Consider the following 24,404-nt stretch of genomic DNA (forward strand, 5'->3'; position numbering starts at 1 on the left):
TACGGTCAGCGACGAGCCGCGAAGGCTATGAAGGCCGCCCAGGCGTCCGGCCCGGCCCCGAGGGACGGCCCCTCGGGGTCCTTGGAGTCCCGGACGTGGACAGTGGCCGGCGCGAGGGCGACCTCGACGCAGTCACCTCCAGAGGAGTCGCTGTACGAGCTCTTGCGCCACGTATAGGCGACCTCGACGCACTCGCCGCCCGTGGAGTCGCTGTAGCTGCTCTTGAACCACTTCAGGTCGCTCATAGCTCATCCCTCAACTGCTCGATCAGCTTCACAGAGTCCTCCGGCCGGAGGGCCTGGCGCCCGATCATGGCATAGCGCCGCGTCAGTACTCCGACGTCTTCCGGGCGCGATACCAGAGTGCTCTGCCCCTCCACTTCCGTGTAGACCAGGGTCGTGGGCTCCGAGGTCTCGATCACCGTCATGGGGCCCGGGAGCCCTGCGTGCTCGCCCTCGCTCATCGGCATCACCTGGAGCGCGACATTGGGACGCTGAGCGCACTCGATGAGGTGCTCATACTGGCGCCGCATGATGTCCAGGCCGCCGAGCCGCCGCCGCAGAGCGGCCTCCTCGTGAATGATGCTGATGCAGCACATCGGTTTGCGGTCGAGGAGCGCCCAGCGCTCCATCCGTGCCCTTGCCAGATCCTCGATCTCCTCCTCTTCCAGTGGCGGGAAGGCGCAGCCCAGCAGCGCACGCGTGTACTCCTCGGTCTGGAGCAGTCCGTGGATCAGCTGCGTGCAGTACGAGGACAGGCTCAGCGCCTGCTGCTCCAGCTGCACCACGCCCCGGAAATGCTCCGGATACCGCTCCAACCGCAGGTACTTCGCCGCCGCGAGGATCACCCCGCCCGCTTCCAGCGCCTCCTCCGCCCGTTCCAGGAACTCGTCCGTCGCGGGTTTCGCGCACGTCTCCACCGCGCTCACCGCCGCGCCCGTGTAGCTCATCAGCGTGCCCAGCTCGGTCTGTGACAGGCCGCGGGCCGTGCGCAGGAGGCGGAGCACCTCCGCGAGGTACTGCTGTGCCGGGCTCACGGCCTTCTTCTTCGGCTGCCCCATTGCAGCCACCCCCTCGATGTGCCGCTCAACGTGCTTCAACAGTCGGTCAACGCTCGACGCGAAACCACTACCGAGCGTAGTGACTGCCACTGACAGTGGACCCATGAATGCGCAAAGTCATCCCGGTCACCCCTGGCGGCGAACGTTCACGTCCGTACCGCGGTCCGTCGGTGCGGCCCGCCGGGCCGTCCGCGGGGCGCTGCTCGCGCACGGCGTCGCGCCGGACACGGCCGACACGGTCGTCCTCGTCGTCTCGGAGCTGGCGGCCAACGCCGTCCGGCACGGCCGCGTTCCCGGCCGGCTCTTCGAGGTCCGGATCGGGCTGGACGGCGAGAAGGAGATCACCGTGGAGGTGTCGGACGCGGGGGAGACGTACCCGGTCCTCGGGGAAGCCGACGCGGAGGCCGAGACCGGGCGCGGCCTCGTGCTCGTCGCGGCGCTGGCCGCCGCCTGGGGCGTGCGGGACCGGCAGATCGGCAAGACGGTCTGGGCGCGGGTCGGCCGTTAGCTGTCAGCCGTGCCGGAGCCACCCGTACCGCTGACGTCGGCCGACCGCGGAGCCGGCCGGCCGACGGCGGAGCCGGGCGCGTCGATGACGTACACCCGGACCGCCCGGCCGCACGTCGGGTCCACCGTCTCGCGGTACGGGCGCATGCCCAGCTTCCGCATGATCCGTTCGGACGCTTCGTTGCCGCGCTGCGCGATGCTGATGATCCGCTCCAGGCCGCGCTCGCGGAACCCGTAGTCCAGCGCGGCCCGTGCCGCCTCCGTGGCGATGCCGCGTCCCCAGTACGGCCGCCCCAGCCGCCAGCCGATCTCCACGGCGGGCAGCACCTCCGGCAGGAAGTGCGGTACGGACAGGCCGGTGAACCCCGCCAGCTCCCCCGAATCCCGCAGCTCAACGGCGAACAGCCCGAAGCCCTCGATGTCCCACTCCTGCTCCCAGGCGGAGATCCCGGACGCGGTCTGCGTCAGGCTGCGCGTCGCGCCGCTCCCGATCCAGCGCATCACTTCGGGATCGGCGTTCACGGCCGCCATCGGCTCAAGGTCCCCGGGGAGCCAGCGGCGCAGTGCAAGCCGCTGCGTATGCAAAGTGATCACGCCTCATCCTGCCAAATCCACGCATCGGACCGCCGGGCGGAAACACTTCCCGAGGCTGCCCGCGAGGCCGCCCGCTCTGCCGTCACCGTCCTCATGCCCGATGCGCACCCGTGCCGTAACGCCGCGATCCGGTCTCTCCGGGCGGTGTGGCACGCTGAGGCGCGTACCGGACACCGGTACCGGACATCGGCTGCGCCGGACATCGGCGAGGAAAGGTGAGTGCGGAGTGCGGCGACCCCGGTGGCGGAGCGCGGGCAGCGGCCTGCTGCGGATGATCGCGGTCTGGGCGGTCTCGACCGTCGCCATGCTCGTGCTCGCCGGTGCGCTGCCCGACTTCCGGCTGCAGTCCGCCGACGGTGACAGCGCCACCCGCATCGCGATCACCGCGGCACTCGCCGCCGGCGCCTACGGCCTGCTCGGCGCCCTGGTGTGGCCGCTGCTCGTCCGGACCCTGCTGCTGGTGCCCGCGCTCGTGCTCGGCCTGCTGGTCTTCGCGCTCAACGGCTCCCTGCTGCTGGTCGCGCTCTGGCTGATCCCCGACGGACGCGGCGCCGCCTCCCCGGAGACCGCGGTGGTGGTCGCCGCCGTGATGTCCGCCGTCTCCTCCGCGACCGGCGCGGCCCTCGCCGTCGGGGACGACGACGCCTACCGCCGGCGGCTGGCCCGGCTCGCCCTCCGGCGCCGCAGGCCGGTGGTGCAGGACCCGGCGGGCGCCCCGGCCGGCACCCTCTTCCTCCAGCTCGACGGCGTCGGGCACGACGTGCTCGCCGACGCGCTGGCGGGCCCCGACCCCGTCATGCCCACCGTCGCGGCCTGGGCCGGTACGACCCACACGCTCACCCCCTGGCGCACCGACTGGTCCAGCCAGACCGGCGCCAGCCAGCTCGGCATCCTGCACGGCACCAACCATGACCTGCCCGCCTTCCGCTGGTACGAGAAGGACACCGGCGAGGTGATCGTCAGCAACCGCCCGACCAGCGCCGCCGAGCTCCAGCGCCGCGCCGTGGTCAGGACCGGCAGGGGCGGTCTGCTCACCGTGGACGGCGCCAGCCGCGGCAACCTCTTCAGCGGCGGCGCCGCGCAGCTCGCGCTGGTGCTCTCGGTCGCCGCCCGGCGCGGCCGGTACAACCGCTCCCGGGCCGGCTACTTCGCGTACTTCTCCGACCCGGCGAACGCCACCCGCACCGCCGCCTCCTTCTTCGTCGAGGTCTTCCGCGAGATCGGCCAGTCGCTGCGGGCCCGTTTCCGCGGCGACGGCCCCCGGGTCAAGCGCGGCGGCCTCTACCCCTTCGTACGGGCCTTCGCCACCGTCGTCGAACGGGACGTGGTCGTCGCCGCGGTGATCGGCGACATGCTCGTGGGCCGTACCGCCATCTACGCCGACCTGGTCGCGTACGACGAGGTCGCGCATCACTCGGGACCGGAGAGCCGGGACGCCCGGCTGGTGCTGCGGCGCCTGGACCGCTCGCTCGCGCTGATCGCCAAGGTGGCCCGGCACGCCCCGCGTCCCTACCGCATCGTGCTCCTCTCCGACCACGGCCAGAGCCCGGGCGAGACCTTCGCCGGGCGGTACGGGCTGACGCTGGAGGACCTGGTGCGGGCAGGCTGCGGACTGCCGGTGTCCCGGCGGGCGCGCCGCAGCCCCACCGGCGCCGAGGCCAGGAACACCGCGCGCGCCGCGCTGCGCCGCCCCGAGGAGGAGCCCGAGGAGACCACCCGGCGAGCGCGCCGGGCCGCCGAGCCGATCGTGCTCGCCTCCGGCAACCTCGGCCTGGTGTCCTTCCCGTCGACAGCGGGCCGGGCCACCCGCGAGCAGATCGACCGGCGCAATCCGGCGCTGCTGAGCACGCTCGCCGAGCACCCCGGCATCGGCTTCCTGCTCGTCCGGTCCGAGGAGCACGGCGCGGTGGTGCTCGGACCGCGCGGCGGCGCCCACCACCTCGACAGCGGGCTGGTGATCGGCGAGGACCCGCTGGCGCCGTTCGGGCCGGGCGCTGCGGACGCGGTACGCCGGACCGACGGCTTCCCGCACGTCGCCGACATCATGATCAACTCGTCCTGCGACCCGGAGACGGGCGAGGTGCACGCGTTCGAGGAGCAGATCGGTTCGCACGGCGGTCTCGGCGGTGAGCAGTCCCGGCCGTTCCTCCTGTGGCCCGAGGGCCTCACCCCGCCCGTGGCGGAAGGTACGGAACTGGTCGGTGCCGAGCGCCTGCACCATGTCTTCCGCCGCTGGCTGACCGAGGGCGGCGGGCCGGCGGTACCGATGGGGGAACCGCCCGCCACCGGGACGCGGCCGGACGCGGAGAGGCCGTCGGCCGCCGGGAAACCGCTGGTCACCGGAGAGCCTTCGGCCGCCGGGGGCGTTCGGCCCGTCGTGGACGAAATGCGGCGGCGGGACGCCGGGCCCGAAGCTTTTCCGCCTGCCGGTGGCGGCCCGCAGGACAAACAGCGCTGATTTGGAGGCGGCCTCCGCGGTCCCGGACCATGGTGGGGCGCCCGCTGCCACCCGGCCGGGCGCGGCGCGCCCGGATGCCGGACCCCGGCCCCGGTGCGCAGGGCGCCCGGCGACCTCGGGCGCAGAGCACAAGAGAGAGCCACCACGCGCCATGCACGACCGGCACACCCGCCGCTTCGGTCTGGGGACCGCCACCGCCCTGGTGATGGGCAACATCATCGGGGGCGGCATCTTCCTGCTGCCCGCCTCGGTCGCCCCCTTCGGCACCGTCAGCCTCGTCGCCTTCGGCGTCCTGACCCTGGGCGCCATCGCGCTCGCCCTGGTCTTCGGGCGGCTGGCGCAGCGCCACCCCGACACCGGCGGCCCGTACGTCTACGCCCGCGAGGCGTTCGGCGACTTCGCCGGCTTCCTGTCCGCCTGGTCGTACTGGACCATGGCCTGGGTCAGCAACGCGGCGCTCGCCGTCGCGGCCGTCGGCTACGTCCACGTGCTCTTCCCCGGCCACGCCTCCACGGGCCTGGACCTGACCGTCGCGCTGGCCGCGCTCTGGCTCCCGGCGCTGTCCAACCTCGCGGGCACCCGCTACGTCGGTGCCGTCCAGCTGGTCGCCACGATCCTGAAGTTCATCCCGCTCCTCTTCATCGCGGTCGCGGGGCTGTTCTTCTTCGACGCGGACAACCTCGGCTCGTTCAACGCGGGCGGCGGCAGCGCACTGGGCGGGCTGTCCGCGGCGGCCGCCTTCCTGCTCTACAGCTACCTCGGCCTGGAGTCCGCCGCGATGAGCGCGGGCGAGGTGCGCAACCCGCAGCGGAACGTCGGCCGGGCCACCGTCCTCGGCGTCGTCGGCGCCGCGGTCGTCTACCTCCTCGGCACGGTCTCCGTCTTCGGCACCGTCCCGCACGACAAGCTGGTCGACTCCAAGGCGCCGTTCTCCGACGCCATCAACGTGATGTTCGGCGGCCACTGGGGCGGCATGCTGGTCGCCGCCGCCGCGGTGATCTCCATCGTCGGCGCGCTGAACGGCTGGACGCTGATGAGCGCCCAGTCCCCGTACGCCGCGGCGCAGGACGGCCTCTTCCCGGCCGCCTTCCAGAAGAAGCGGCGCGGCGTGCCGACCTTCGGCGTGCTCGCCTCGGCGGTCCTGGCCAGCGCGCTGACCGTGATCAACTACGTCTCCGGCGCCGGCGGCGTCTTCGAGATCCTCGTCCTGATCACCACCTTCTCGGCCACCGTCCCCTACCTCCTCGCCGCCGCCGCGCAGATCTACTACCTGCTCACCGGCCGCCGCGACGAGGTACGGCCAGGCCGCTTCGCCCGCGACCTGATCCTCGCGCTGGTCGCCTTCGGCTTCACCTTCTGGCTGGTGGCCGGCGCCGGGTACGCGGCGATCTACCAGGGCGTGCTGTTCCTCTTCGCCGGCATCCTGGTGTACGCGTGGATGCGGGCGCGGCGCACGGTGCGCGAGCGCGAGGCCGCCGAGGGCCCCGCGGCGGCCGAAGAGGCGCCGGAGGGGATACTGGCGCCCTGACAGCGCCGTACCGAACGGAGAGTTGAGAGCACGATGCCCCGTACCCTCGCCACCGCGCCGATCCTGGTCCTCAACGGCCCCAATCTGAACCTCCTCGGGCAGCGACAGCCGGAGATCTACGGCTCCGACACCCTCGCCGACGTCGAGGCGCTGTGCGCCAGGACCGCCGAGGCGCACGGCGGCACCGTCGACTGCCGGCAGTCCAACCACGAGGGCGAGATCGTCGACTGGATCCACGAGGCCCGCACGGCGCACGCCGGCATCGTGATCAACCCGGCCGCGTACTCCCACACCTCGGTCGCGATCCTGGACGCCCTGAACACCTGCGACGGCCTGCCCGTCATCGAGGTGCACATCTCCAACATCCACCACCGCGAGGAGTTCCGGCACCACTCCTACGTCTCGCACCGCGCCGACGGCGTCATCGCGGGCTGCGGCGTCCAGGGCTACGCCTTCGCGGTCGAGCGGGTGGCCGCGCTGGTCGCCGCGCGCCAGGAGGGCTGACTCCCCCCCGGTACCCCGCCGACCCGTGCGCACATTGGCGCGAAAGCGGGTTCGGCGTGCGAGGCTGGGGGAAAAGCTGGAACGCACGTACGCACGCGACGGCTGAGAGGCGGCACGGCATGAACGGTCAGGTGGACCCGCTCACCGACAAGGAGATCGAGGACCGGCTGGCGGAGCTGCCCGGCTGGTCCGTGGCCGACAACCTGCTGACCAGGACGTACGGCTTCGACAGCCACCTCCCGGCGGCCGCGATGGTCATCCACGTGGCCCAGATCCAGGAGGAGCTGGACCACCACTCCGAACAGACGCTGGGCTACAACAAGCTGACCATCGCGGTGAACACCCACAGCGCGGGCGGCCGGGTCACCGAGCGGGACTTCGTCCTCGCACAGCGGATCGAAGCCGTCGCAGCGGGCCACGGGGCCCGCTGACCCGGCCCCGCGCGAGGTGCGGTGCAGCGCGCGTCAGCTCCGCGTTGAACTGCGCGCCGGTCAGCAGGGACAGGTGGGAGAACCACAGCCAGATGAGGAACACCACCGGCCCCGCGAGCGAACCGTACAGCCGGTTGAACGTGCCGACTGCGGACGCGTAGAGCGCGAACCCCGCCGACGAGACCAGCCACAGCAGGACCGCGAGGACGCCGCCGGGCGCCCCGCGCCGCACCCCGCGCGAGGCCGGCGGCCCCGACCGGAAGAGCACCAGCACCAGCACGGTCACGATGCACAGCAGGAACGGCCACTTCACCACGTTCCAGGTCGCCTCGGCGGCATGGCCCAGGCCCACGGCCCGCCCCATCGCACGCGCCAGCGGCCCGCTGGCCAGCAGGGCCACCGCGCTGCCGATGAGCGAGGCGAGCAGCACCAGCGCCGTACCGAGGATGCGCGGCGCCTTGCGCCACGGCGGCCGGTCGTCCTTGACCCGGTGCATGGCGTGCAGCGCCCGCCGGAACACCGCGAGGTAGCTGCACGAGGACCACACGGCGCTGACCGTCGCGCCGCCCACCACCAGCCAGGCGGCGGTCCGCTGATGGGACATGGAGACCAGTGCGCGGTGCAGGGTGTCACCGGACTGGGCCGGTGCCAGCGCGCTGATGTGGGCGATCAGCTGCCCGGTCGCGGGCGGGTCGGCCAGCCCGATCAGCGACACCGTGACGATCATCGCGGGCAGCAGCGCCAGCACCGAGTAGTACGTCAGGCTCGCGGCCCAGTCCGTCAGGTCGTCGTTCCACACGGACAGCGGCGTACGGCGCAGGGCGGTGCGCCACTGGCGCCAGCCCGGCAGCGAGCGCCCCGCCTTGGTGTCCGGTCCGGTCCGCTCCGGCGTCTGCTGCCCCGGTACCCGGCGCTCATCGCCGACCTCCATCGTGCTGGTCTTCCTTTCCGTACGGACCGTTCCGCTTCCGGCCCAGGCCCCATCCTGCCCCGTCCGGCGACGTCTCCGTACCGCGCCAGGGCCTCCGTACCGGGCGAAGGATCGGATAATGGGCGTAATCGGAGCCCTTTCTGCGTGCCGTACCGGGACATCGGGCGCGAGGCGTGCCCCAATGGGCCACGGGGCAGTGATGCCTGGCACGGATGTTCCGCGGTACCGACGGAGAGGAGCGGACGGGTGCCCGAACCCGGCGATGGCCTCCTGGCCGCGCGGGCCGCCGAGGGGGACGAAGGGGCGTTCGAGGTGCTCGTACGGCGGCACGGCCCGTCGCTGCTGCGCCTGGCGACCCGTCTCCTGGGCAGCAGGACCGACGCGGAGGACGCCGTGCAGGACGCGTTCGTCAACGCCTGGCGGCGGATTCCGGAGTTCCGCGGCGACGCCTCGTTCTCGACGTGGATGTACCGCATCGTCACCAACCGCTGCCTGAACGTCCTGCGTGCCCGCCGCCCCACCCAGGACCTCGGCTCGGTGCCCGAGCCGCCCGCGCCCGAGCACGCCTCGTCACCGGTACGCGCCGCCGAGTCGCACGCGGCCGTCCGGGCGCTGGGCGACGCCATGCGGGGACTCACCCCCGAACAGCGCGCCTGCTGGGTCCTGCGTGAACTGCAGGGGCTGTCCTACGACGAGATCGCCGAGATCGTCGGCAGCACGCACCAGGCGGTGCGCGGCAGGGTTTTCCGGGCACGCCGCTATCTGACGGAGGCGATGGGCGCATGGCGGTAGGCGACGCGTACGAAGAGGACCCGGCGCTGCCGTGCGGCCGCACGCTCTCGGAGGTCTGGGAGACGGCGGAGGAGGCACCGGACGACCCGCACACGGCCGGCTGCCCGCACTGCCAGGAAGCCCTGGCGCAGCTCGGGGTGCTGGACGACTACGTACGCCAGGCCCGGAACGGCGCCGCCGGCGAGGCCGCCGAAGCGGCGGACGCCGAAGCCGCCGAGCGGCTCACGGCGCGGGTGATGGACCTGGTCAGAACCGAACTGCGGCCCGGCCGCACGCTGCCGCTGGGCGAGCCGGCGGACGACGCCTGGATCACCGAGGCGGCGGCCGCGAAGGCGTTCCGCGCGGCGGCCGAGACGCTGCCCGCCGTCTTCGCGGGCAGCTGCAAGGTCACACTGACGGCGCCCGGCGGCCCGATGGCGGTGAGCCTGGAGGTCGCGGTGGGGCCGGGCCGGGAACTGCCGGAGCTGGCGGAGCAGGTACGCCGGCGGGTGCGCGCTGCGGCGGACGAGGCGGTCGGCATGGCCGTCTCCACCGTGGACGTCGCCGTCGTCGACCTCATCGAAGCGGACGCGGGGGAGGAGTCGGCATGAGCGGCGCACAGCAGGCGGAGGGGCGGGGCAGGACCGACCGGGAGCTGCGGACGCTCCTCCAGCGGACCGCCGCCGAAGCCGCCCGGAACACGTCCGGGGTGGCGTTCCTCCGCCCCGGCCTGGGCGACCTCGTACGGGGCGCGGTCCCGCTGCTCGCTCCCGCCGAGGGACCACGTGTCGCGGGCGTCCGCGCGGAGCCGGGCGACGCACCGGGCCTGTGGCGGCTGCGGGTCCACCTCGCGGTACGCCGCGGCCACCGGGCGCTGGACGTCACCCGCGCGGTACGCGCCGAGGTGACGGCCGCGGTCGAGCGCGCGTTCGCGCCGGAGGGTCCGGAACACCACGGCGTCGCGTCGTTCACGGTCACGGTGACGGTGACGGACCTGGCCTGAGCGCCCGGGGGCCGCCCGGCTCCGCCGCCTGCCGGGCCGCGGCGGTCGTTGCCCTCCGGCGGCCGGTGCCGGAGGCTCGTGCCATGACCGACGCGCACCCGCACCCCCACTCGCACGGCCACGGCGACGGACACGGAAACGGACCCGCCCACGGCCACGGCCACGGCCACGGGCCCGACGCCACGCAGGTGGACTGGGACGAACTGGCCCCGGTCCTGGAGCGCCAGGCCGAGATCGCCACGCCGATGTACGAACAGGCCGCCGACTGGCTGCGCACGCTCCTGGGCGGCGCGGAGGAGCACGCGACGGGAGAGGCGCCCGTACGCCGGATCTGGGACGTCGGCTCCGGCCCCGGCGTCCTCACCTGCCTGCTGGCGCGGGCCTTCCCCGGTGCCGAGGCGGTGGCGGTCGACCCCGCACCGGCGCTGCTGGCCCGGGTCCGCGACCGCGCCGCGCGGCTCGGCCTGGCCGACCGGGTCCGCACCCACGAGGCGGAGCTGCCCGGCGGCCTCGAAGGGCTGGGCGCGGCCGACCTCGTCTGGACCAGCAAGGTGCTGCACCACGTCGGCGACCAGCAGGCTGCGGTGGCGCTGCTGGCCGGGCGGCTGCGGCCCGGCGGTGTGCTCGCGGTGGCCGAGGGCGGGCTGCCGGACCGGATGCTGCCGCGGGACATCGGCATCGGGCGGCCGGGGCTGCAGGCCAGGATGGACGCGGCGCAGGAGGAGTGGTTCGCGGAGATGCGCGCGGCGCTGCCGGGGCACCGCGGGACCGTCGAGGACTGGCCGGCGATGCTGGCCGCCGCGGGACTGCGCGACACCGCAGCGCGCACCTTCCTGCTCGACCTGCCGGCGCCGCTCACGGGCGCCGCGCGCGACCATGTCGCGGCCCGGCTCTCCCGCGCCGCCGACATGTACGGCGACCTGCTCGACGCATCGGACCGTGCGGTGCTGGCCCGCCTCACCGACCCCGAGGACGAGGCCGGCATCGCCCACCGCCCCGACGCGTTCCTGCTCTCGGCCCAGACGGTCCACGCGGGCCGGGCGGAGTGACCGGCCGCCACTCCTTCTGATGCACCGTCAGTCGGCGGCCTCCGCGCAATCGACGGCGATGACCGTCAGGCGGGATTCGTCGTACTCACCGAACCGTGTGTCCGTGTCATCCGTCGGCCCGACCTTGGGCTGCGGCGTGGGCGGCGGGGACGGCGTGCGGTGCGCCGGGCACGGCTCGGGCGAGGCCCCGACCGGAGACGGCCCGGGAGACATCGGGAACCACCCGAAGTCCGGCTCCGGCGCGGGCGTGTCAGGGCCGCCGTTCAGCCACAACGTCATCCCGCCCCCGCCGATCACCAGCGCTCCCCACGCCACGGCCAGCCATCGCTTTCCCCGCCCCGACACCTTTGCCCCCAAGCTCCGTCGACCGACGCAGATCGTATGACAGTTGGGCCGGAGGGTGCGCCGTGCCCCCTCTCCCCGCGGCTGTTCGGGTGGTCCCGGCGGCGTACCCGTTACCCCGTATCCGCACCGGGTCAAGGAAGTGACGTTCCGATCGAAGGAGAACGTTCATGCGTGTGCGTACAGCGGTCGCCGCGACCGTGCTCTCGGCCCTCGTCGTACTGGGCGCTGCGGGCGCCGCCGCGGCGGCACCTCCGCCGGCACCGGCCGACTCGTCCGACGCCGCTTCGTCCGACGCCGCGTCGTCCGCTGCGCCGGACGATTCCGCTGAGGACGGGAGGTCCCTCCTCGACATCGGCGAACTCCTCGTCCTCAGCAGGAACGGCGTCAACTACGCCTGACCCGCCCGTGGCCGGGTCCCGCCCGCGAAGCGTCCCCGTTCAGCCGAATTCGCCGTCACGCACGCCGTCGCGGAACGCGGCCCACTCCTCGGGGGTGAAGCGCAGGTCACTGCGCTGGGGATTCTTGGAGTCCCGCACCGCCATGGCGCCACCGCCCAGCTCGGCTACCCCGACGCAGTACTGTTCGGGACCACTCCTGCTGCTCTTGCGCCACTCCACCGTGGACGTGTCCATGTCGTACAGCTGTTGCTTGTGCATGGCAAACACTCTTTGCGCTGGTCGTCCTGCTCCTGCTTCCAGAGCGCGCAGGCGACGCGGGGCGCTCCTTCGGTGTAGGCCATACGGATGAGGAGTCCGTGGCGGAGCCCGGCCCATGGGCAGCCGAGGCCCGGAGGACGACGACGGCGCCGCCGCCCATCATGGGGGCGGCGGCGCCGTGCGCGGTGAGCCGGGGCTCAGGCCAGGTCGAAGGTGTCCGGGTCCGGGCCGAGGCGGTTGCCCGCGTCGAGGCCGGCGATGGTCTTCATGTCGTCGGCGTCCAGCTCGAAGCCGAAGACGTCGAAGTTCTCCTTGATCCGGGACGGGGTCGCGGACTTCGGGATGACGACGTTGCCGAGCTGGAGGTGCCAGCGGAGCACGATCTGCGCGGGGGTCTTGCCGTGCTTCTCGGCGAGCTTGCCGATCGTGGCGTTCTCCAGGAGGCCCTTGCCCTGGCCCAGCGGGGACCAGGCCTCGGTGGCGATGTCGTGCTCGGCGTGGAAGGCGCGGCTGTCGCTCTGCTGGAGCTCGGGGTGCAGCTCGATCTGGTTGACCGCGGGGACGACCGAGGTCTCGTTCAGCAGCCGCTGGAGGTGCGGCGGCTGGAAGTTGGAGACACCGATGGCCTTGGCGCGGCCGTCGGCCTGGATCTTCTCGAACGCCTTGTAGGTGTCGACGTAGGTGTCCCGGGCCGGCAGCGGCCAGTGGATGAGGTACAGGTCGACGTAGTCCAGGCCCAGCTTGGCCAGCGAGGCGTCGAACGCGCGCAGGGTGGAGTCGTAGCCCTGTTCCGTGTTCCACAGCTTGGTGGTGACGAACAGCTCGTCACGGGCGATGCCGGACGCGGCGAGGGCCTTCCCCGTGCCCTCCTCGTTGCCGTAGATCGCGGCGGTGTCGATGCTGCGGTACCCGGCCTCCAGGGCGTGGCCGACAGCCTTGAACGCCTCGTCGTCCGGGATCTGCCAGACGCCGAAGCCGAGCTGCGGCATGGTGACGCCGTTGTTGAGGGTGATGTGGGGGACCTTGCTCACGAGCGATTCGATCCTTCTTGTCGGCGTACAGGTTCTACCGGACTCAACGATCATCTGGAGTCAGGCATTCCCGTGCACGCCAGGAGATCCGCCCGTGGGATCCGCCGTCACCCGTACAGCGCCGCCACCTCGGCCTCGTACGCCGTCTCGATCGCCTTCCGCTTCAGCTTCAGCGACGGCGTCAGCAGCCCGTGCTCCTCGCTGAACTGGCTGGCCAGTATCCGGAACGTACGGATCGACTCGGCCTGCGAGACGAGCGTGTTCGCGGCGACCACCGCGCGCCGGATCTCGGTCTCCAGATCCGGGTCGCGCACCAGGTCGGTCGGCGGCATGGACGGCTTGCCGCGCATCTGCAGCCAGTGCGTCACGGCCTCGGCGTCGAGCGTGACCAGCGCGGCGACGTACGGCCGGTCGTTGCCGACGACGATGCACTGGGCGACCAGCGGGTGCGCCCTGACCCGCTCCTCCAGGGGCACCGGTGAGATCGTCTTGCCGCCGGAGGTCACCAGGACCTCCTTCTTGCGGCCGATGATCGTGAGGTAGCCGTCCTCGTCGAGCTGGCCGAGGTCGCCGGTGGCGAGCCAGCCGTCGTGCAGCACGGCGTCGGTGGCCTTGGGGTCGTTGAGGTAGCCCTGGAAGACCTGGCCGCCGTGGATCCACACCTCGTTGTCGTCGGCGATGTGCACGGTCGTACCGGGGATGGGCAGGCCGACCGTGCCGAACCGGGTCCGCTCGGGCGGGTTCGCGGTGGCCGCCGCGGTGGACTCCGTCAGGCCGTACCCCTCGTAGATGGTGACGCCCGCGCCTTCCCAGAAGAGGCCGAGCCGGCGTTCCATCGCCGAGCCGCCCGACATCGCGTGCCGCACCCGGCCGCCCATCGCCTCCCGCACCTTGCTGTAGACCAGCTTGTCGAAGAGCTGGTGCTGCATGCGCAGGCCCGGGCCAGGCCCTGAGCCGGTGCCGAAGGCCTTGTGCTCCAACGCCTCGGCGTACCGCCGCGCCACGTCCACGGCCTTGTCGAACGGGCCGACCTTGCCCTCGCTCTCGGCCTTCCGGCGTGCCGCCGCGAACACCTTCTCGAAGATGTAGGGCACCGCGAGGATGAAGCTCGGCTTGAAGGACTGCAGGTCCGGGAGGAGTGCGGTGGCCGAGAGGTTCGGCTGGTGGCCGAGCTTGACCCGGCCGCGAATCGCGGCGACCTGCACCATCCGCCCGAAGACGTGCGCCAGCGGCAGGAAGAGCAGGGTGGACGCCTCGTCACCCGGCTTGGAGTGGAAGACCTTCTCGTACCGTTCGACGACGTTGTCGGCCTCGGCCATGAAATTGGCGTGGCTGATCACGCAGCCCTTGGGGCGGCCGGTGGTGCCGGAGGTGTAGATGATGGTCGCGGGGGCGTCCGGGGTGACCGCCATGCGGTGCCGGTGCACCACGTCGTCCTCGATGTGCCGGCCGGCCTCGGTCAGCTCGGTGACCGGGTCCGCGTCCAGTTGCCAGAGCAGGCGCAGGTGCGGCAGCCGGTCGATGACGGACCCGATGGTCATCGCGTGGTCCTCGTGCTCGACCAGGCAGGAGGAGACGGCCGAGTCGTGCAGCATCCAGAAGACCTGCTCGGCCGAGGAGGTCGGGTACAGCGGTACGGGCTGCGCGCCGATCGACCACAGGGCGAAGTCGAACAGGGTCCATTCGTACCGCGTCCGCGACATGATGCCGACGCGGTCGCCGAATCGTACGCCCTGTGCCAGCAGGCCCTTGGCGAGCGCCATCACCTCGTCGCGGAACCGCGCGGCGCTGACTTCCTCCCAGCGTCCCGCGGCGTCCTTACGGCAGAGCGCGACCCGGTCGGGGCCGGACTCGGCGTTCTCGAAGACGACGTCCGCCAGACCACCGACCCGGGGCGCCGTCGCCAGTGGGGGGACGGAGTACTCGCGCAATGACCGCTCCTCGTGGTGCTCCTAGCAGCGCCGAGACCGTACCCCACGAGAACCACTAAACGGCAGTGGCTGCCAAACGCCCGAACCGTCGTCATAGGCCCAGGTCATCCGGCGAAAACGGGCTACTTCGGAGAACCCCGGACATGAACCCGTGAGTAACATGCGGAACGATCACGCCACAGGGACTGTTTCTGCACCAAATCTTTCCGATTGGATCCGGCCAGGACAAGCCCGAATGTGGCTGACTCGCTCCCGTCAGCCGCTCACCCAGGTGAAGACGGCGCCGGCCGCCGCGACGCCGACGAGGGCTCCGACGACGGTCTGGGCGAGTGTGTGGTCGCGGAGGGCGACCCGGGACCAGGCGATGACGGCGACGAGCGGCGCGGCGATCCAGGTGAGCGGCCCGTACGTGACGGCGAGCATGGCCAGGGCCCCGGCGGAGACCGCGGTGTGCACGCTGACCTTCCAGGCCGCGGTGATCGGCAGGATCACCGCGAGCGTGGCGAGCATGGCGGCGACCAGCGCGATCATCTGGCGCGGTGCGTCGAACCAGAGCATGAGGGCGACGCCGGCGCCGACCGACGCCATGATGACGGGGATGAGCCGCATCCGGCGGGCGCGCTGGCCCACGTGCCGGTCCTCCCAGTCGCCGGCCTTGATGCCGCGCTTGATGTAGGCCAGCGGGATGAGTGCCGAGAAGACGATGGCTTCGAGTGCCCAGCCCAGTCCGGTCAGGACGTTCTCCTGGGCGGCGCCGACGGCCAGGCAGACCAGCAGGATGACGTTCTTGGGGTCCATGCCGTCGGTGACGGCCCGGGCGACGCGCGTCCGGCGGGTGGGGGCGGCGGTCGCGTCGGCCGGCGCGGGAGTGGGGGCGGGGGCGGGGGTGGCGTTCATCGGTGCGTCGTCCTTGAGGCGGTCAGCGTCTCCTCGATCTCGTCGAGGAGGGGCGAGGTGTAGTGGCCGGCCACGCGGGCCAGCCACCGGGCGTTGGTCGCGAGGTCGGTGGACATCCGGATCGGAGAGTACGGCGCGGCGGGACGGTCCTCGGCGGGGGGTGCGTCCTGGGCGGCAGCGCGGCGCGCGACGCGCAGGCACACCGCCTCGGCGGCCGCGCGGGCGTCCGCGCCGTGCAGCCCGCGTGCGCGCGCCGCCGCCAGGCCGCGGCGCGGCAGGTCGCCGTCGATCCACGGCAGGAGTTCGTAGGCGGCGTCGCTGATCTCCAGTACGCGCTGGTCGAGGCGGTGCCACAGATTCCGGAACCGCCTGCGGTCGGCGGCCCGTGACGGCGCGGCGGTGAGCTTCGCGGCCATCACGTCCTCGGGGAGCACCGCGATGAGGTCGAGCCACAGCGGGCGGATCGCGAGGAGCCAGCGGCGGTAGCGGATACGGTCGGCGGCCATGTCGACCACGCGCACACTGCTGCCGGCGATGACGGGCAGGATGGTGGCGACCTGGATGAGGCTGGCCACCTTGTCGACGGCGTCGGGGTCGAGGGGGAGCGAAGCGCCGGTCAGCCCGTACACGAGGAAGAAACCGCGGTACCAGGGGTAGACGGCGCCGAACCAGCAGCCGACGGCCATGAAGCGCATGCAGAGCTTGAACAGCCGGGTGCTGTCCGGGTGATGGCTCGCCACCCTGCACAACAGGGCGCACAGCAGCAGCGCGAACGCCATCGGCAGGAGGTAGAACGCCAGGTAGGCGGTGCCGGGGAGGTGCCCGGCCTGGGCGCCGATGAAGTTGACGTTCCCGTCGGGCGTGGCGTCGGCGGGCGCGGTGAACGGGAAGAGCGCGCACAGCCCGGTGGCGGCGAGGGCCATGACGATGATGCGGGCCCGCGGGGAGGTGAGCTTGCGCCAGCGCGGTTCGGGGACCCGGGGCAGTACGCAGGAGTCGACCCAGCCGGTGAGCAGCACGCAGGAGACGCTGACCGAGAGGTGCTTGGGCAGGACCGCGCTGTTCTGGATGCCGGTGAGGTCGTCGAGGAGGTCCGAGAGCAGGCTCAGGCGCAGCGTGGCGCCGATCGCCAGGGCGAGGAAGGTGTAGAGGAGGGCACGCTTGCCGGCCGTGTCACGGTGGCGCAGGCGGTACAGGCACACGCCCCACAGCGGAATGATCGTGAGCAGGGCTATCGCGTCGTCGTCGGTCACAGGTGGGGCTGCCTAGTGGTCACAGGCTGTGTCTCAGCCGGTCGAGGAAGGGGTCGGTGGAGCCGGTCCGGGTGCCGGCGGCGGCCCGCCGGCGCAGGAGCGAGGCGAACGCCTCGGCCTCGTCCTCCCGGCGGACGTACTCGGGATCCTGCCGGGCGGCCTGGGCGCGGGCGCGGCCGAGGAGGGCGGGGCCCGCGTCGAGGTATTCGGGCGGGAGGTACTTGAAGGGCTGGGCCGCCTCCGGGGGCGGCTCGGGTATGTCGGGCGCCATGGTGGGCGGCAGCTCCATCGGCGGGTGGTCGAGCAGCATGTGCCCGATCTCGTGACCGAGGATGTGCAGTTCCTGGGCGCCGCGGGTCTCCGGTGCGACCCAGATGTGGTCGGTGCCGTCCGGGCCGCGCCACCACAGGCCGCAGGGGCGGCTGAGCATCATCGGGTGCGGATCGCGGTGCAGCTTCAGCGGCCGCACGTGCTGGTCCCGCACGGCTTCGAAGAGAGCGTCAAAAGTCAGCGGCTCAGGCAGATCGAGGGTGTCGAGCACGGTCTCGATGTGCCGCGTGCGGCGATGCTTCACTGCTGTCGATCCTCATGCGTCAGGGCCGGTCGGGTGCCTTCTCCTCCAGATCCCCCAGTCTCTGGACGAACTCCAGGCTAAGGCGCAGGCTGTCGGGCGACAGCCGGCGGGCACTGCGCGCGAGGAGGCTGATCTGCTCGTCGTCGCCGGCCGGCGCGGGCGCGGACTCGGCGGCGCGGGAGGCGACCAGGCGGCGCAGCTCCTCCAGGACCGCGTCGGCCGTGGGCCCGTCGGTGAAGTAGTCGAGCGGGACCTTGAAGAACCGTGCGAGGAGCCCGGCCTTCTCCAGCGACGGGTTGGGGCCGTCCTCCCGCCGCAGCATGCCGATGTACGCCGCGGTGATCTTCCCCTTGCCCTCGTCCTCGGCGATCTTGTCCGCCACCTGCTTGTTCGTGTACTCGACACGCTCACCCGGCCGGTCCGGGTGCAGATACGCACTGGCCTGGAACAGCAGGTTCAGTTTCGCTGCAAATGGCGTGGAATCTTTCATACTGCGAGGTCTCTCTCCGAGGTGGGCATCGCCCCACTCTACCGAGTGCCAAAGGATCGTTAGGTGCCCCTCACTCACTAAAGGATATTTGACTGACTGGGTGGGTGGCCTGTTTCATGTGTGACACCCCGCGCTGTGCAGGTGGGGCGGTCGGTGGTGCTGGACGGGGGTCTGCATCGCTGACCGGTTCGCGTCGGTGCCGCGGCCTTCCGGTCGCCGCACAGCGTGTCCGGCCGAAGGGCGGACACGAGACGGCCCGGCGACCGCTCGTGAAGGAGCGGGGCGCCGGGCCGCGTGGTGCGGAGCGGGACGTCAGGTCTCGTCGGTGCGGTCACGGTCCGTCAGGGAGTCCTTGACCCCCTTGGCCTGGTTCTTGGTCTCGTCCACCGCGTCCTTGGCCTTGCCCTTGGTCTGGTCGGCGCGGCCCTCACCCTTCATCCGGCGGTCGCCGGTGGCCTTGCCGGCCATCTCCTTGGCCTTGCCCTTGAGCTTGTCCATCGCGCCCTTGTCAGCCATGCCGGCACTCCTTCGTCTCGTTCGGCGGGACGGCAACCACGCTGCCCCACCCCTTGCCGGCCCGCACCCCGGGAAGGGCCGGGCCGGTACGGCCACCGGGCCGCCGGACTCCTCCTGACGACCCTCGTCCGGTCCTGTCACGCGGGACGCCGAGCAGGCAGCCTGCCGGGGGCTCCGCCCCGACAGCCGGCCCCCGGTCCGCGCCAGGTGGTGACCGCCCGGTGTCCGAGGTACCCCGTACCACCGATCCATGCACGGCGACCGGCGTCGCCCTGCGCAGGCCGTCCGGGGCCCGTCCCCGAGCCGGTGCCGGCGCTCCCCGGGTGACGGCCGGTCAGGTGTGAGCCGGGCGCGCGGCTCTGCGGCGTGGGGGGGGCAGCAGTGTTAAGAATTGGATATGACGGGACTTCGTCGGATTCGGCAGCGGTCATGGGCGTGGCCGCGCTCCCTGCTGAATCCGCGCAGCCTCGCCGGGCAGGTCTTCATCCTCCAGGCCGTGATCGTGGTGCTGCTGGTGGTCGCCGCGGTGACGGCCCTGGCCCTCCAGGCCAAGCGGGACAGCAAGCAGGCGGCCGAGCGGCGGTCCCTGTCCGTGGCCGAGACCTTCGCGTCCTCGCCCGCCGTGGCCCGGGCCATGGACAGCCGCGACCCCACGGCGGTGCTCCAGCCGCAGGCCGAGGCCGTGCGCAAACGGACGGGCCTGGACTACCTCGTCGTCTTCGATCTGGACGGCATCCGCATCACCCACCCCGACCGGAAACTGATCGGCAAGCACGTGGTCGGCGCCTTCGGCGCGGCCATGGACGCCGCCCGCGACGGCCGTCCGTTCACCGAGGTCATCGACGACGGCCCGGTCGGGCCCGCCGTGGACACCACGGCCCCCGTCAACCGCCCCGACGGCTCCCTCGTCGGCGGGGTCTCGGCCGGCATCACCCTGGAGCGCGCGGAGAACACCGTGGACCGCCAGATGCCGGTGCTGCTCGGCGCCGCCGGACTGGGGCTGGTAGTGGCCGCCGGCAGCACGGCCCTGGTGACGCGGCGGCTCCGCCGCCAGACGCACGGCCTGGGCCAGGCCGAGATGACCCGGATGTACGAGCACCACGACGCGGTCCTGCACGCCGTACGGGAAGGCGTGGTGATCCTCGGCCCGGAAGGCCGGCTGCAACTGGTCAACGACGAGGCGCGGCGCCTGCTGGACCTGCCCGACGCCGTCGAGGGGCGGACCGTCGACGAGATCGGGCTGCCGGACCGGCTGGTGGAGCTCATGCGGTCCGGCCGGTCGGCCACCGACGAGGTGCACCACGCGGGCAACCGCCTGCTGGCCGTCAACGTACGGTCCACCGAACGCGCCGGCGGACCGCGCGGCAGCGTCACCACCCTGCGCGACACCACCGAACTGGCCGCGCTGACCGGCCGCGCCGAGCTCGCGAGGGAACGGCTGAAGCTGCTGTACGAGTCGGGTGTGCGCATCGGTACGACGCTGGACGTGGTGCGCACGGCGGAGGAGCTGGCGGAGGTGGCGGCGCCGCGGTTCGCCGACATCGTCACCGTCGACCTGCTGGAGGCGGTGACGGAGGGCGACGAGCCGTCGGTGCACTCCGGGTGGCGGATGCGGCGGACGGCGGCCAAGGGCGGACCGGGCGAGCCCGGCATCTATCCCGTCGGTGAGCTGATCGACTTCGTGTCGACCACCCCTCAGGTGCGGGCCCTGGAAGGCGGCCGGGCGGCGCTCGTGGCGGACCTGACCCGGGCGGTCGAGTGGTCCGACCAGGACCGGGTCCGGGGCGCCGCGCTGCTGGAGGCCGGCGTGCGCTCCCTGGTGACGGTTCCGCTGCGGGCCCGCGGCGTGGTCCTGGGCATGGTCAATTTCTGGCGGTCGGCGGACTCGCCGCCCTTCGAGGAGGAGGACCTGTCCTTCGCCGAGGAGGTCACCGCACGCGCCGCGGTCTGCATCGACAACGCCCGCCGCTACGCCCGCGAGCACGCCATGGCCGTAACCCTCCAGCGCAGCCTGCTGCCCCGCGGCCTCCCGGAGCAGGACGCGCTGGACGTGGCCTGGCGGTACCTGCCGGCCCAGGCCGGGGTGGGCGGCGACTGGTTCGACGTCATCCCGCTGCCGGGTGCCAGGGTGGCGCTGGTGGTCGGGGACGTGGTGGGGCACGGGCTGCACGCCGCGGCGACGATGGGACGGCTGCGGACCGCCGTGCACAACTTCTCCTCGCTCGACCTGCCGGTGGACGAACTGCTCGGCCACCTGGACGAGCTGGTCACCCGTATCGACAGCGAGGAGGACACCGGCCAGGCGCGGCGCGGCTGGGAAGGCGTCACCGGAGCGACCTGCCTGTACGCCATCTACGACTCGGTCAGCGGGCTGTGCACGATGGCCAGGGCGGGCCACCCGGGCCCCGCCCTCGTGGGCCCGGACGGCACGGTCAGCCATCCGGATGTACCGCCCTCCCCGCCCCTCGGCCTGGGCGGCCACCCCTTCGAGACCACCGAGCTGCGCCTGCCCGAGGGCACCGACCTGGTGCTGTTCACCGACGGCCTGGTCGAGGACCGCGGCCAGGACATCGACACCGGCCTCGCCATGCTGCGCACGGCACTCGCGGGCGCCGCAGGGCGCAGCCCGGACGAGATGTGCCGGGCGGCCGTCGAGGCCATGGTGCCCGAGCACCCGTCCGACGACATCGCGCTGCTGATCGCCCGCACCTGCCTGCTCGATCCGTCGCGGGTCGCGGACTGGGAGGTGGCGCAGGACCCGGCGGAGGTGGGCCGGCTGCGCGCGGAGTGCGGCGCGAAGCTGCGCGAGTGGGGGCTGTCCGACATCGGGTTCAGCACCGAGCTGATCCTCAGCGAGCTGATCACCAACGCGATCCGGTACGGCGCGCCGCCGATCAGCCTCCGGCTGCTCCGCGACCGCAGCCTGGTCTGCGAGGTGGCGGACGGCAACAGCACGGCGCCGCACCTGCGCCGGGCGACCAGCATGGACGAGGGCGGCCGCGGGCTGTTCCTGGTGGCGCACCTGGCGCAGCGGTGGGGCACCCGGTACGTCCCCGGCGGCAAGGTGATCTGGACGGAACAGCCGCTCAACGGCGCGAGCGCGGTACCGGACGAGACCCCCGCCGACGTTCTCCTGGACCAGTTCGACGACAGCGGCTTCTGATCGCCGGTGCACCGTCGCGGCGGTCAGAGGTGCAGCCGGTCGCCGCCCGCCAGGATCGCGGCGGCCAGTGCCTCGGCCGGGCGGCTCGCCGGTCCGTCGGGACGGCCGTGCACCAGGACGAAGTCGACGCCGCCGAGGTCGGGCAGGCCCGCCCGGGACGGCACCCGGACCAGCCCGGGCGGGATCATGCCGAGCGAGTGCGCCATCACGCCGAGCCCGGCGCGGGTCGCCGCGATCAGGCCGTTCAGGCTGCCGCTCGTACAGGCGATGCGCCACTCGCGGCCCTGTGCCTCCAGTGCCTGGAGCGCACGGCCCCGGGTCACCGCCGGCTGGGGGAACAGCACCAGCGGTACCGGCCGCTGCGGGTCCAGCCGCAGCCGCTCGCTGCCGATCCACACCAGCTTGTCCCGCCAGATCAGCCGTCCCCGTGGGTCCTCCGGCCGCCGCTTGGCCAGGATCAGGTCCAGCCGCCCGGCCGCCAGCCGCTCGTGCAGCGTCCCCGACAGCTCGACCGTCAGCTCCAGGTCGACCTCCGGATGGTCCCGGCGGAAGCCCTCCAGCACCTCCGGCAGCCGGGTCAGCACGAAGTCCTCGGACGCGCCGAACCGCAGCCGGCCGCGCAGCCGCGTCCCCGCGAAGAAGCCCGCGGCCCGCTCGTTGGCCTCCAGGATCGTGCGCGCGAAGCCGAGCATCGCCTCGCCGTCCTCCGTCAGGTCCACCCCGTGGGTGTCCCGCGCGAACAGCCGGCGCCCGGCCGCCGCCTCCAGCTTCCGTACGTGCTGGCTGACGGTCGACTGCTGCACACCGAGGCGCTGCGCGGCCTGCGTGAAGCTCAGGGTCTGCGCCACGGCCAGGAAGGTCCGCAGCTGTACCGGATCGAACACACCACGAGCGTACCCGCCCATCACGTTCCGACATGGCAGTGACTACGGTAAGAGGGCTTCCCGATGGCCGTGATCAGGCGCACCCTGGAGAGGGCACCGTCCATGCCCCGGGGCGCGACAGACACCACGCCCCGGCCCGAGCCGCCGACCGATAGAGAGACCATGCGCCGCCCTCAGCTGAAGATCCCCTCCTGGCTCCCCGTGGACGGATACATCCTCGCGCTCATCGGCACGGTCGTGCTGGCGGCGCTGCTGCCCGCCAGAGGCCCCGTGGCCACCGGCGCGGAGGGCGCCTCGACCGGCGCCGTCGCCCTGCTGTTCTTCCTGTACGGCGCCCGGCTGTCCACGAGTGAGGCGATGGACGGACTGCGCCACTGGCGCCTGCACCTCACGGTGCTGGCGTTCACCTTCGCCGTCTTCCCCCTGCTCGGCCTCGCGGCCCGCGGCCTCGTGCCGTACCTGCTGACGCCGCAGCTCTACACCGGGCTGCTCTTCCTGTGCCTGGTGCCCTCCACGATCCAGTCCTCGATCGCGTTCACCTCCATCGCGCGCGGCAACGTCGCGGCGGCGATCTGCGCGGGCTCCTTCTCCAGCCTGGTCGGCATCGTGATCACGCCGCTGCTCGCGGCGGTGCTGCTCGGCGGCGACGGCGGCGGCTTCTCCGCCGACTCGCTGCTCTCGATCGTCTTCCAGCTGCTGGTGCCGTTCCTCGCCGGACAGCTGCTCCGCCGCTGGATATCCGGCTTCCTGACCCGGTACAAGAAGGTGCTCGGCTACGTCGACCGCGGCTCGATCCTGCTGGTCGTCTACACCGCGTTCAGCACCGGCATGGTCCAGGGCATCTGGAGCAAGGTCTCCTTCTGGCGGCTGGTGGAGCTGGTGGCCGTGGAGGCCGTCCTGCTGGCCGTGATGCTGACGCTCACCACGTACGGCTCGCGGAAGCTCGGCTTCCCGCGCGCCGACCGCATCGCGATCACGTTCGCGGGCTCCAAGAAGAGCCTGGCGGCCGGGCTGCCGATGGCCAGCGTGCTGTTCGGCGCGCAGGCCAGCCTCGCCGTGCTGCCGCTGATGCTCTTCCATCAGATGCAGCTGATGGTGTGCGCGGTGATCTCCAAGCGGTACGCCCGCCAGGCGGCGGCGGCCGAAGCGGCGGAGCAGGCGGCGGACGGCGGGCCCGGCCAGGACGGCGGGCCCGGCGCCGTGTCGGCCGACGACGCGGTGGGAGCGCGCCGCTAGGGTGCCTGCATGACGGGCCATCACGTTCTCACCTGGGACGTCACCGCGAGCAAGGGCATCGAGACCGCGTGGGTCGACCTCGGCGAGCGGACGCTGTCCGCGCACGGCCGGGCGGTGGGCACCGTACCGGAGGCCTACTGGATCACGTACGAGCTGGAGACCGGCGAGGACTTCGTGACGCGGCGGCTGCGGGTACGTGCCGAGAGCGCGGCCGGCAGCCGCGAGCTGGACCTGCGGCGGGACGACGAGGGCCGGTGGACGGCGGGCGGTGAGCCGCTGGCGGGACTGGCCGCCGCGCTCGACTGCGACCTCGGACTGTGCCCCCTCACCAACACGATGCCGCTGCTGCGCCACGGGCTGCACCGCTCCCCGGGTGAACACGACTTCGTGATGGCGTGGGTGTCGGTGCCGGAGCTGGCGGTCCAGCCCTCCCCGCAGCGGTACGAGCACCTCGCCCGTACGGAGGAAGGCGCCCGGGTGCGGTACACCTCGGGCGCCTTCCAGCGTGACCTGGAGTGCGACGGGGACGGCCTGATCGTCGGCTATCCGGACCTGGCGCAGCGCACCCAGACCCGCTGACCGGCCGCCCCCT

26 protein-coding genes are annotated in these 24,404 nt (G+C 72.6%); 13 read left to right on the forward strand and 13 right to left on the reverse strand.

Annotated elements, in window-relative coordinates:
• Positions 1 to 5 precede the first annotated feature (5 nt).
• Both AAC944_RS29485 and AAC944_RS29490 read right to left on the reverse strand, forming a co-directional pair.
• A complete protein-coding gene (locus tag AAC944_RS29485) occupies positions 6 to 245 on the reverse strand; it encodes a DUF397 domain-containing protein (RefSeq protein ID WP_030612770.1) in 240 nt (79 codons plus the stop codon).
• On the reverse strand, positions 242 to 1,060 hold the full coding sequence (locus tag AAC944_RS29490) for a helix-turn-helix domain-containing protein (protein ID WP_030612768.1): 819 nt from the start codon (positions 1,058 to 1,060) through the stop codon (positions 242 to 244). The genes AAC944_RS29485 and AAC944_RS29490 overlap by 4 nt, the downstream gene beginning before the upstream one ends.
• A 103-nt stretch (positions 1,061 to 1,163) precedes the next feature.
• Here AAC944_RS29490 and AAC944_RS29495 point away from each other — a divergent pair, with 103 nt between their 5' ends.
• On the forward strand, positions 1,164 to 1,568 hold the full coding sequence (locus AAC944_RS29495; protein ID WP_030612765.1) for an ATP-binding protein: 405 nt from the start codon (positions 1,164 to 1,166) through the stop codon (positions 1,566 to 1,568).
• Here AAC944_RS29495 and AAC944_RS29500 read toward each other — a convergent pair.
• Entirely contained in the window at positions 1,565 to 2,161 is a 597-nt protein-coding gene (locus AAC944_RS29500) for a GNAT family N-acetyltransferase (protein ID WP_196942929.1), read from the reverse strand. The two genes, AAC944_RS29495 and AAC944_RS29500, sit on opposite strands and share 4 nt — an antisense overlap.
• A 271-nt stretch (positions 2,162 to 2,432) precedes the next feature.
• Between AAC944_RS29500 and AAC944_RS29505 the strand changes: the two genes are divergently transcribed.
• The 4 genes from AAC944_RS29505 to AAC944_RS29520 all read left to right on the forward strand — a co-directional run bounded on the left by AAC944_RS29505 (position 2,433) and on the right by AAC944_RS29520 (position 7,082).
• Positions 2,433 to 4,619, forward strand: a complete 2,187-nt coding sequence (locus AAC944_RS29505; protein WP_051871670.1) for a phage holin family protein — start codon at positions 2,433 to 2,435, stop codon at positions 4,617 to 4,619.
• A 151-nt stretch (positions 4,620 to 4,770) separates the two neighbouring features.
• On the forward strand, positions 4,771 to 6,147 hold the full coding sequence (locus AAC944_RS29510) for an amino acid permease (RefSeq protein WP_030612758.1): 1,377 nt from the start codon (positions 4,771 to 4,773) through the stop codon (positions 6,145 to 6,147).
• Positions 6,148 to 6,180: 33 nt separating this feature from the next.
• Positions 6,181 to 6,651, forward strand: coding sequence for a type II 3-dehydroquinate dehydratase (aroQ, locus tag AAC944_RS29515; RefSeq protein ID WP_030612755.1), 471 nt, complete (start codon positions 6,181 to 6,183; stop codon positions 6,649 to 6,651).
• A gap of 119 nt (positions 6,652 to 6,770) precedes the next feature.
• Positions 6,771 to 7,082 carry a 4a-hydroxytetrahydrobiopterin dehydratase gene (locus AAC944_RS29520; protein WP_030612753.1) on the forward strand — a complete coding sequence of 104 codons (312 nt, stop codon included), beginning with the start codon at positions 6,771 to 6,773 and terminating at the stop codon, positions 7,080 to 7,082.
• Here the strand turns inward: AAC944_RS29520 and AAC944_RS29525 are convergent.
• The gene (locus tag AAC944_RS29525) at positions 7,015 to 8,013 is read right to left on the reverse strand and encodes a YihY/virulence factor BrkB family protein (RefSeq protein WP_051871637.1); all 999 of its coding nucleotides are present in this window, start codon (positions 8,011 to 8,013) and stop codon (positions 7,015 to 7,017) included. The two genes, AAC944_RS29520 and AAC944_RS29525, sit on opposite strands and share 68 nt — an antisense overlap.
• A gap of 246 nt (positions 8,014 to 8,259) precedes the next feature.
• On the opposite strand from AAC944_RS29525, the gene AAC944_RS29530 reads away from it, so the two are divergent.
• From AAC944_RS29530 to AAC944_RS29550, 5 genes are all read left to right on the forward strand, one after another.
• Positions 8,260 to 8,805, forward strand: a complete 546-nt coding sequence (locus AAC944_RS29530; RefSeq protein WP_030612748.1) for an RNA polymerase sigma factor — start codon at positions 8,260 to 8,262, stop codon at positions 8,803 to 8,805.
• A complete protein-coding gene (locus AAC944_RS29535) occupies positions 8,796 to 9,395 on the forward strand; it encodes an Asp23/Gls24 family envelope stress response protein (protein ID WP_030612746.1) in 600 nt (199 codons plus the stop codon). Before AAC944_RS29530 ends, AAC944_RS29535 begins: the two co-directional genes overlap by 10 nt.
• The gene (locus tag AAC944_RS29540; protein WP_196942927.1) at positions 9,392 to 9,787 is read left to right on the forward strand and encodes an Asp23/Gls24 family envelope stress response protein; all 396 of its coding nucleotides are present in this window, start codon (positions 9,392 to 9,394) and stop codon (positions 9,785 to 9,787) included. Before AAC944_RS29535 ends, AAC944_RS29540 begins: the two co-directional genes overlap by 4 nt.
• A gap of 83 nt (positions 9,788 to 9,870) precedes the next feature.
• Positions 9,871 to 10,836, forward strand: a complete 966-nt coding sequence (locus AAC944_RS29545) for a class I SAM-dependent methyltransferase (protein ID WP_030612742.1) — start codon at positions 9,871 to 9,873, stop codon at positions 10,834 to 10,836.
• A gap of 512 nt (positions 10,837 to 11,348) precedes the next feature.
• Positions 11,349 to 11,579, forward strand: coding sequence for a hypothetical protein (locus AAC944_RS29550; RefSeq protein ID WP_030612736.1), 231 nt, complete (start codon positions 11,349 to 11,351; stop codon positions 11,577 to 11,579).
• A 39-nt stretch (positions 11,580 to 11,618) separates the two neighbouring features.
• Here the strand turns inward: AAC944_RS29550 and AAC944_RS29555 are convergent, their stop codons facing one another.
• The 8 genes from AAC944_RS29555 to AAC944_RS29590 all read right to left on the reverse strand — a co-directional run bounded on the left by AAC944_RS29555 (position 11,619) and on the right by AAC944_RS29590 (position 18,529).
• A complete protein-coding gene (locus tag AAC944_RS29555) occupies positions 11,619 to 11,837 on the reverse strand; it encodes a DUF397 domain-containing protein (RefSeq protein ID WP_030612733.1) in 219 nt (72 codons plus the stop codon).
• 197 nt (positions 11,838 to 12,034) lie between these two features.
• Entirely contained in the window at positions 12,035 to 12,868 is an 834-nt protein-coding gene (locus AAC944_RS29560; protein ID WP_030612729.1) for an aldo/keto reductase, read from the reverse strand.
• Positions 12,869 to 12,975: 107 nt separating this feature from the next.
• Positions 12,976 to 14,799 carry an AMP-dependent synthetase/ligase gene (locus AAC944_RS29565; protein ID WP_030612727.1) on the reverse strand — a complete coding sequence of 608 codons (1,824 nt, stop codon included), beginning with the start codon at positions 14,797 to 14,799 and terminating at the stop codon, positions 12,976 to 12,978.
• Positions 14,800 to 15,054: 255 nt separating this feature from the next.
• A complete protein-coding gene (locus AAC944_RS29570) occupies positions 15,055 to 15,696 on the reverse strand; it encodes a hypothetical protein (protein WP_368396501.1) in 642 nt (213 codons plus the stop codon).
• Complete coding sequence (locus tag AAC944_RS29575) at positions 15,693 to 16,949, reverse strand: MAB_1171c family putative transporter (RefSeq protein ID WP_030612721.1); 1,257 nt, start codon at positions 16,947 to 16,949, stop codon at positions 15,693 to 15,695. Before AAC944_RS29575 ends, AAC944_RS29570 begins: the two co-directional genes overlap by 4 nt.
• A 19-nt stretch (positions 16,950 to 16,968) precedes the next feature.
• Positions 16,969 to 17,523 carry a hypothetical protein gene (locus tag AAC944_RS29580; RefSeq protein ID WP_030612718.1) on the reverse strand — a complete coding sequence of 185 codons (555 nt, stop codon included), beginning with the start codon at positions 17,521 to 17,523 and terminating at the stop codon, positions 16,969 to 16,971.
• A 19-nt stretch (positions 17,524 to 17,542) separates the two neighbouring features.
• Positions 17,543 to 18,013 carry a hypothetical protein gene (locus tag AAC944_RS29585; RefSeq protein WP_051871636.1) on the reverse strand — a complete coding sequence of 157 codons (471 nt, stop codon included), beginning with the start codon at positions 18,011 to 18,013 and terminating at the stop codon, positions 17,543 to 17,545.
• A 312-nt stretch (positions 18,014 to 18,325) separates the two neighbouring features.
• Positions 18,326 to 18,529, reverse strand: a complete 204-nt coding sequence (locus AAC944_RS29590; protein ID WP_030612714.1) for a CsbD family protein — start codon at positions 18,527 to 18,529, stop codon at positions 18,326 to 18,328.
• Positions 18,530 to 18,926: 397 nt separating this feature from the next.
• Here AAC944_RS29590 and AAC944_RS29595 point away from each other — a divergent pair, with 397 nt between their 5' ends.
• Positions 18,927 to 21,692 (forward strand): SpoIIE family protein phosphatase, encoded by a 2,766-nt coding sequence (locus tag AAC944_RS29595; protein ID WP_078888477.1) that lies wholly within the window; start codon positions 18,927 to 18,929, stop codon positions 21,690 to 21,692.
• Positions 21,693 to 21,715: 23 nt separating this feature from the next.
• Here the strand turns inward: AAC944_RS29595 and AAC944_RS29600 are convergent, their stop codons facing one another.
• Positions 21,716 to 22,576: a LysR substrate-binding domain-containing protein gene (locus AAC944_RS29600; RefSeq protein ID WP_030612708.1), complete on the reverse strand. Its 861-nt coding sequence runs from the start codon at positions 22,574 to 22,576 to the stop codon at positions 21,716 to 21,718.
• Between the two features lie 162 nt (positions 22,577 to 22,738).
• Between AAC944_RS29600 and AAC944_RS29605 the strand changes: the two genes are divergently transcribed.
• Together AAC944_RS29605 and AAC944_RS29610 are read left to right on the forward strand one after the other, a co-directional pair.
• A complete protein-coding gene (locus AAC944_RS29605) occupies positions 22,739 to 23,812 on the forward strand; it encodes a bile acid:sodium symporter family protein (RefSeq protein ID WP_051871635.1) in 1,074 nt (357 codons plus the stop codon).
• Between the two features lie 9 nt (positions 23,813 to 23,821).
• Positions 23,822 to 24,391 carry a putative glycolipid-binding domain-containing protein gene (locus AAC944_RS29610; protein WP_030612702.1) on the forward strand — a complete coding sequence of 190 codons (570 nt, stop codon included), beginning with the start codon at positions 23,822 to 23,824 and terminating at the stop codon, positions 24,389 to 24,391.
• Positions 24,392 to 24,404 lie beyond the last annotated feature (13 nt).

Source organism: Streptomyces sclerotialus (assembly GCF_040907265.1).
GTDB classification, from domain to species: domain Bacteria; phylum Actinomycetota; class Actinomycetes; order Streptomycetales; family Streptomycetaceae; genus Streptomyces; species Streptomyces sclerotialus.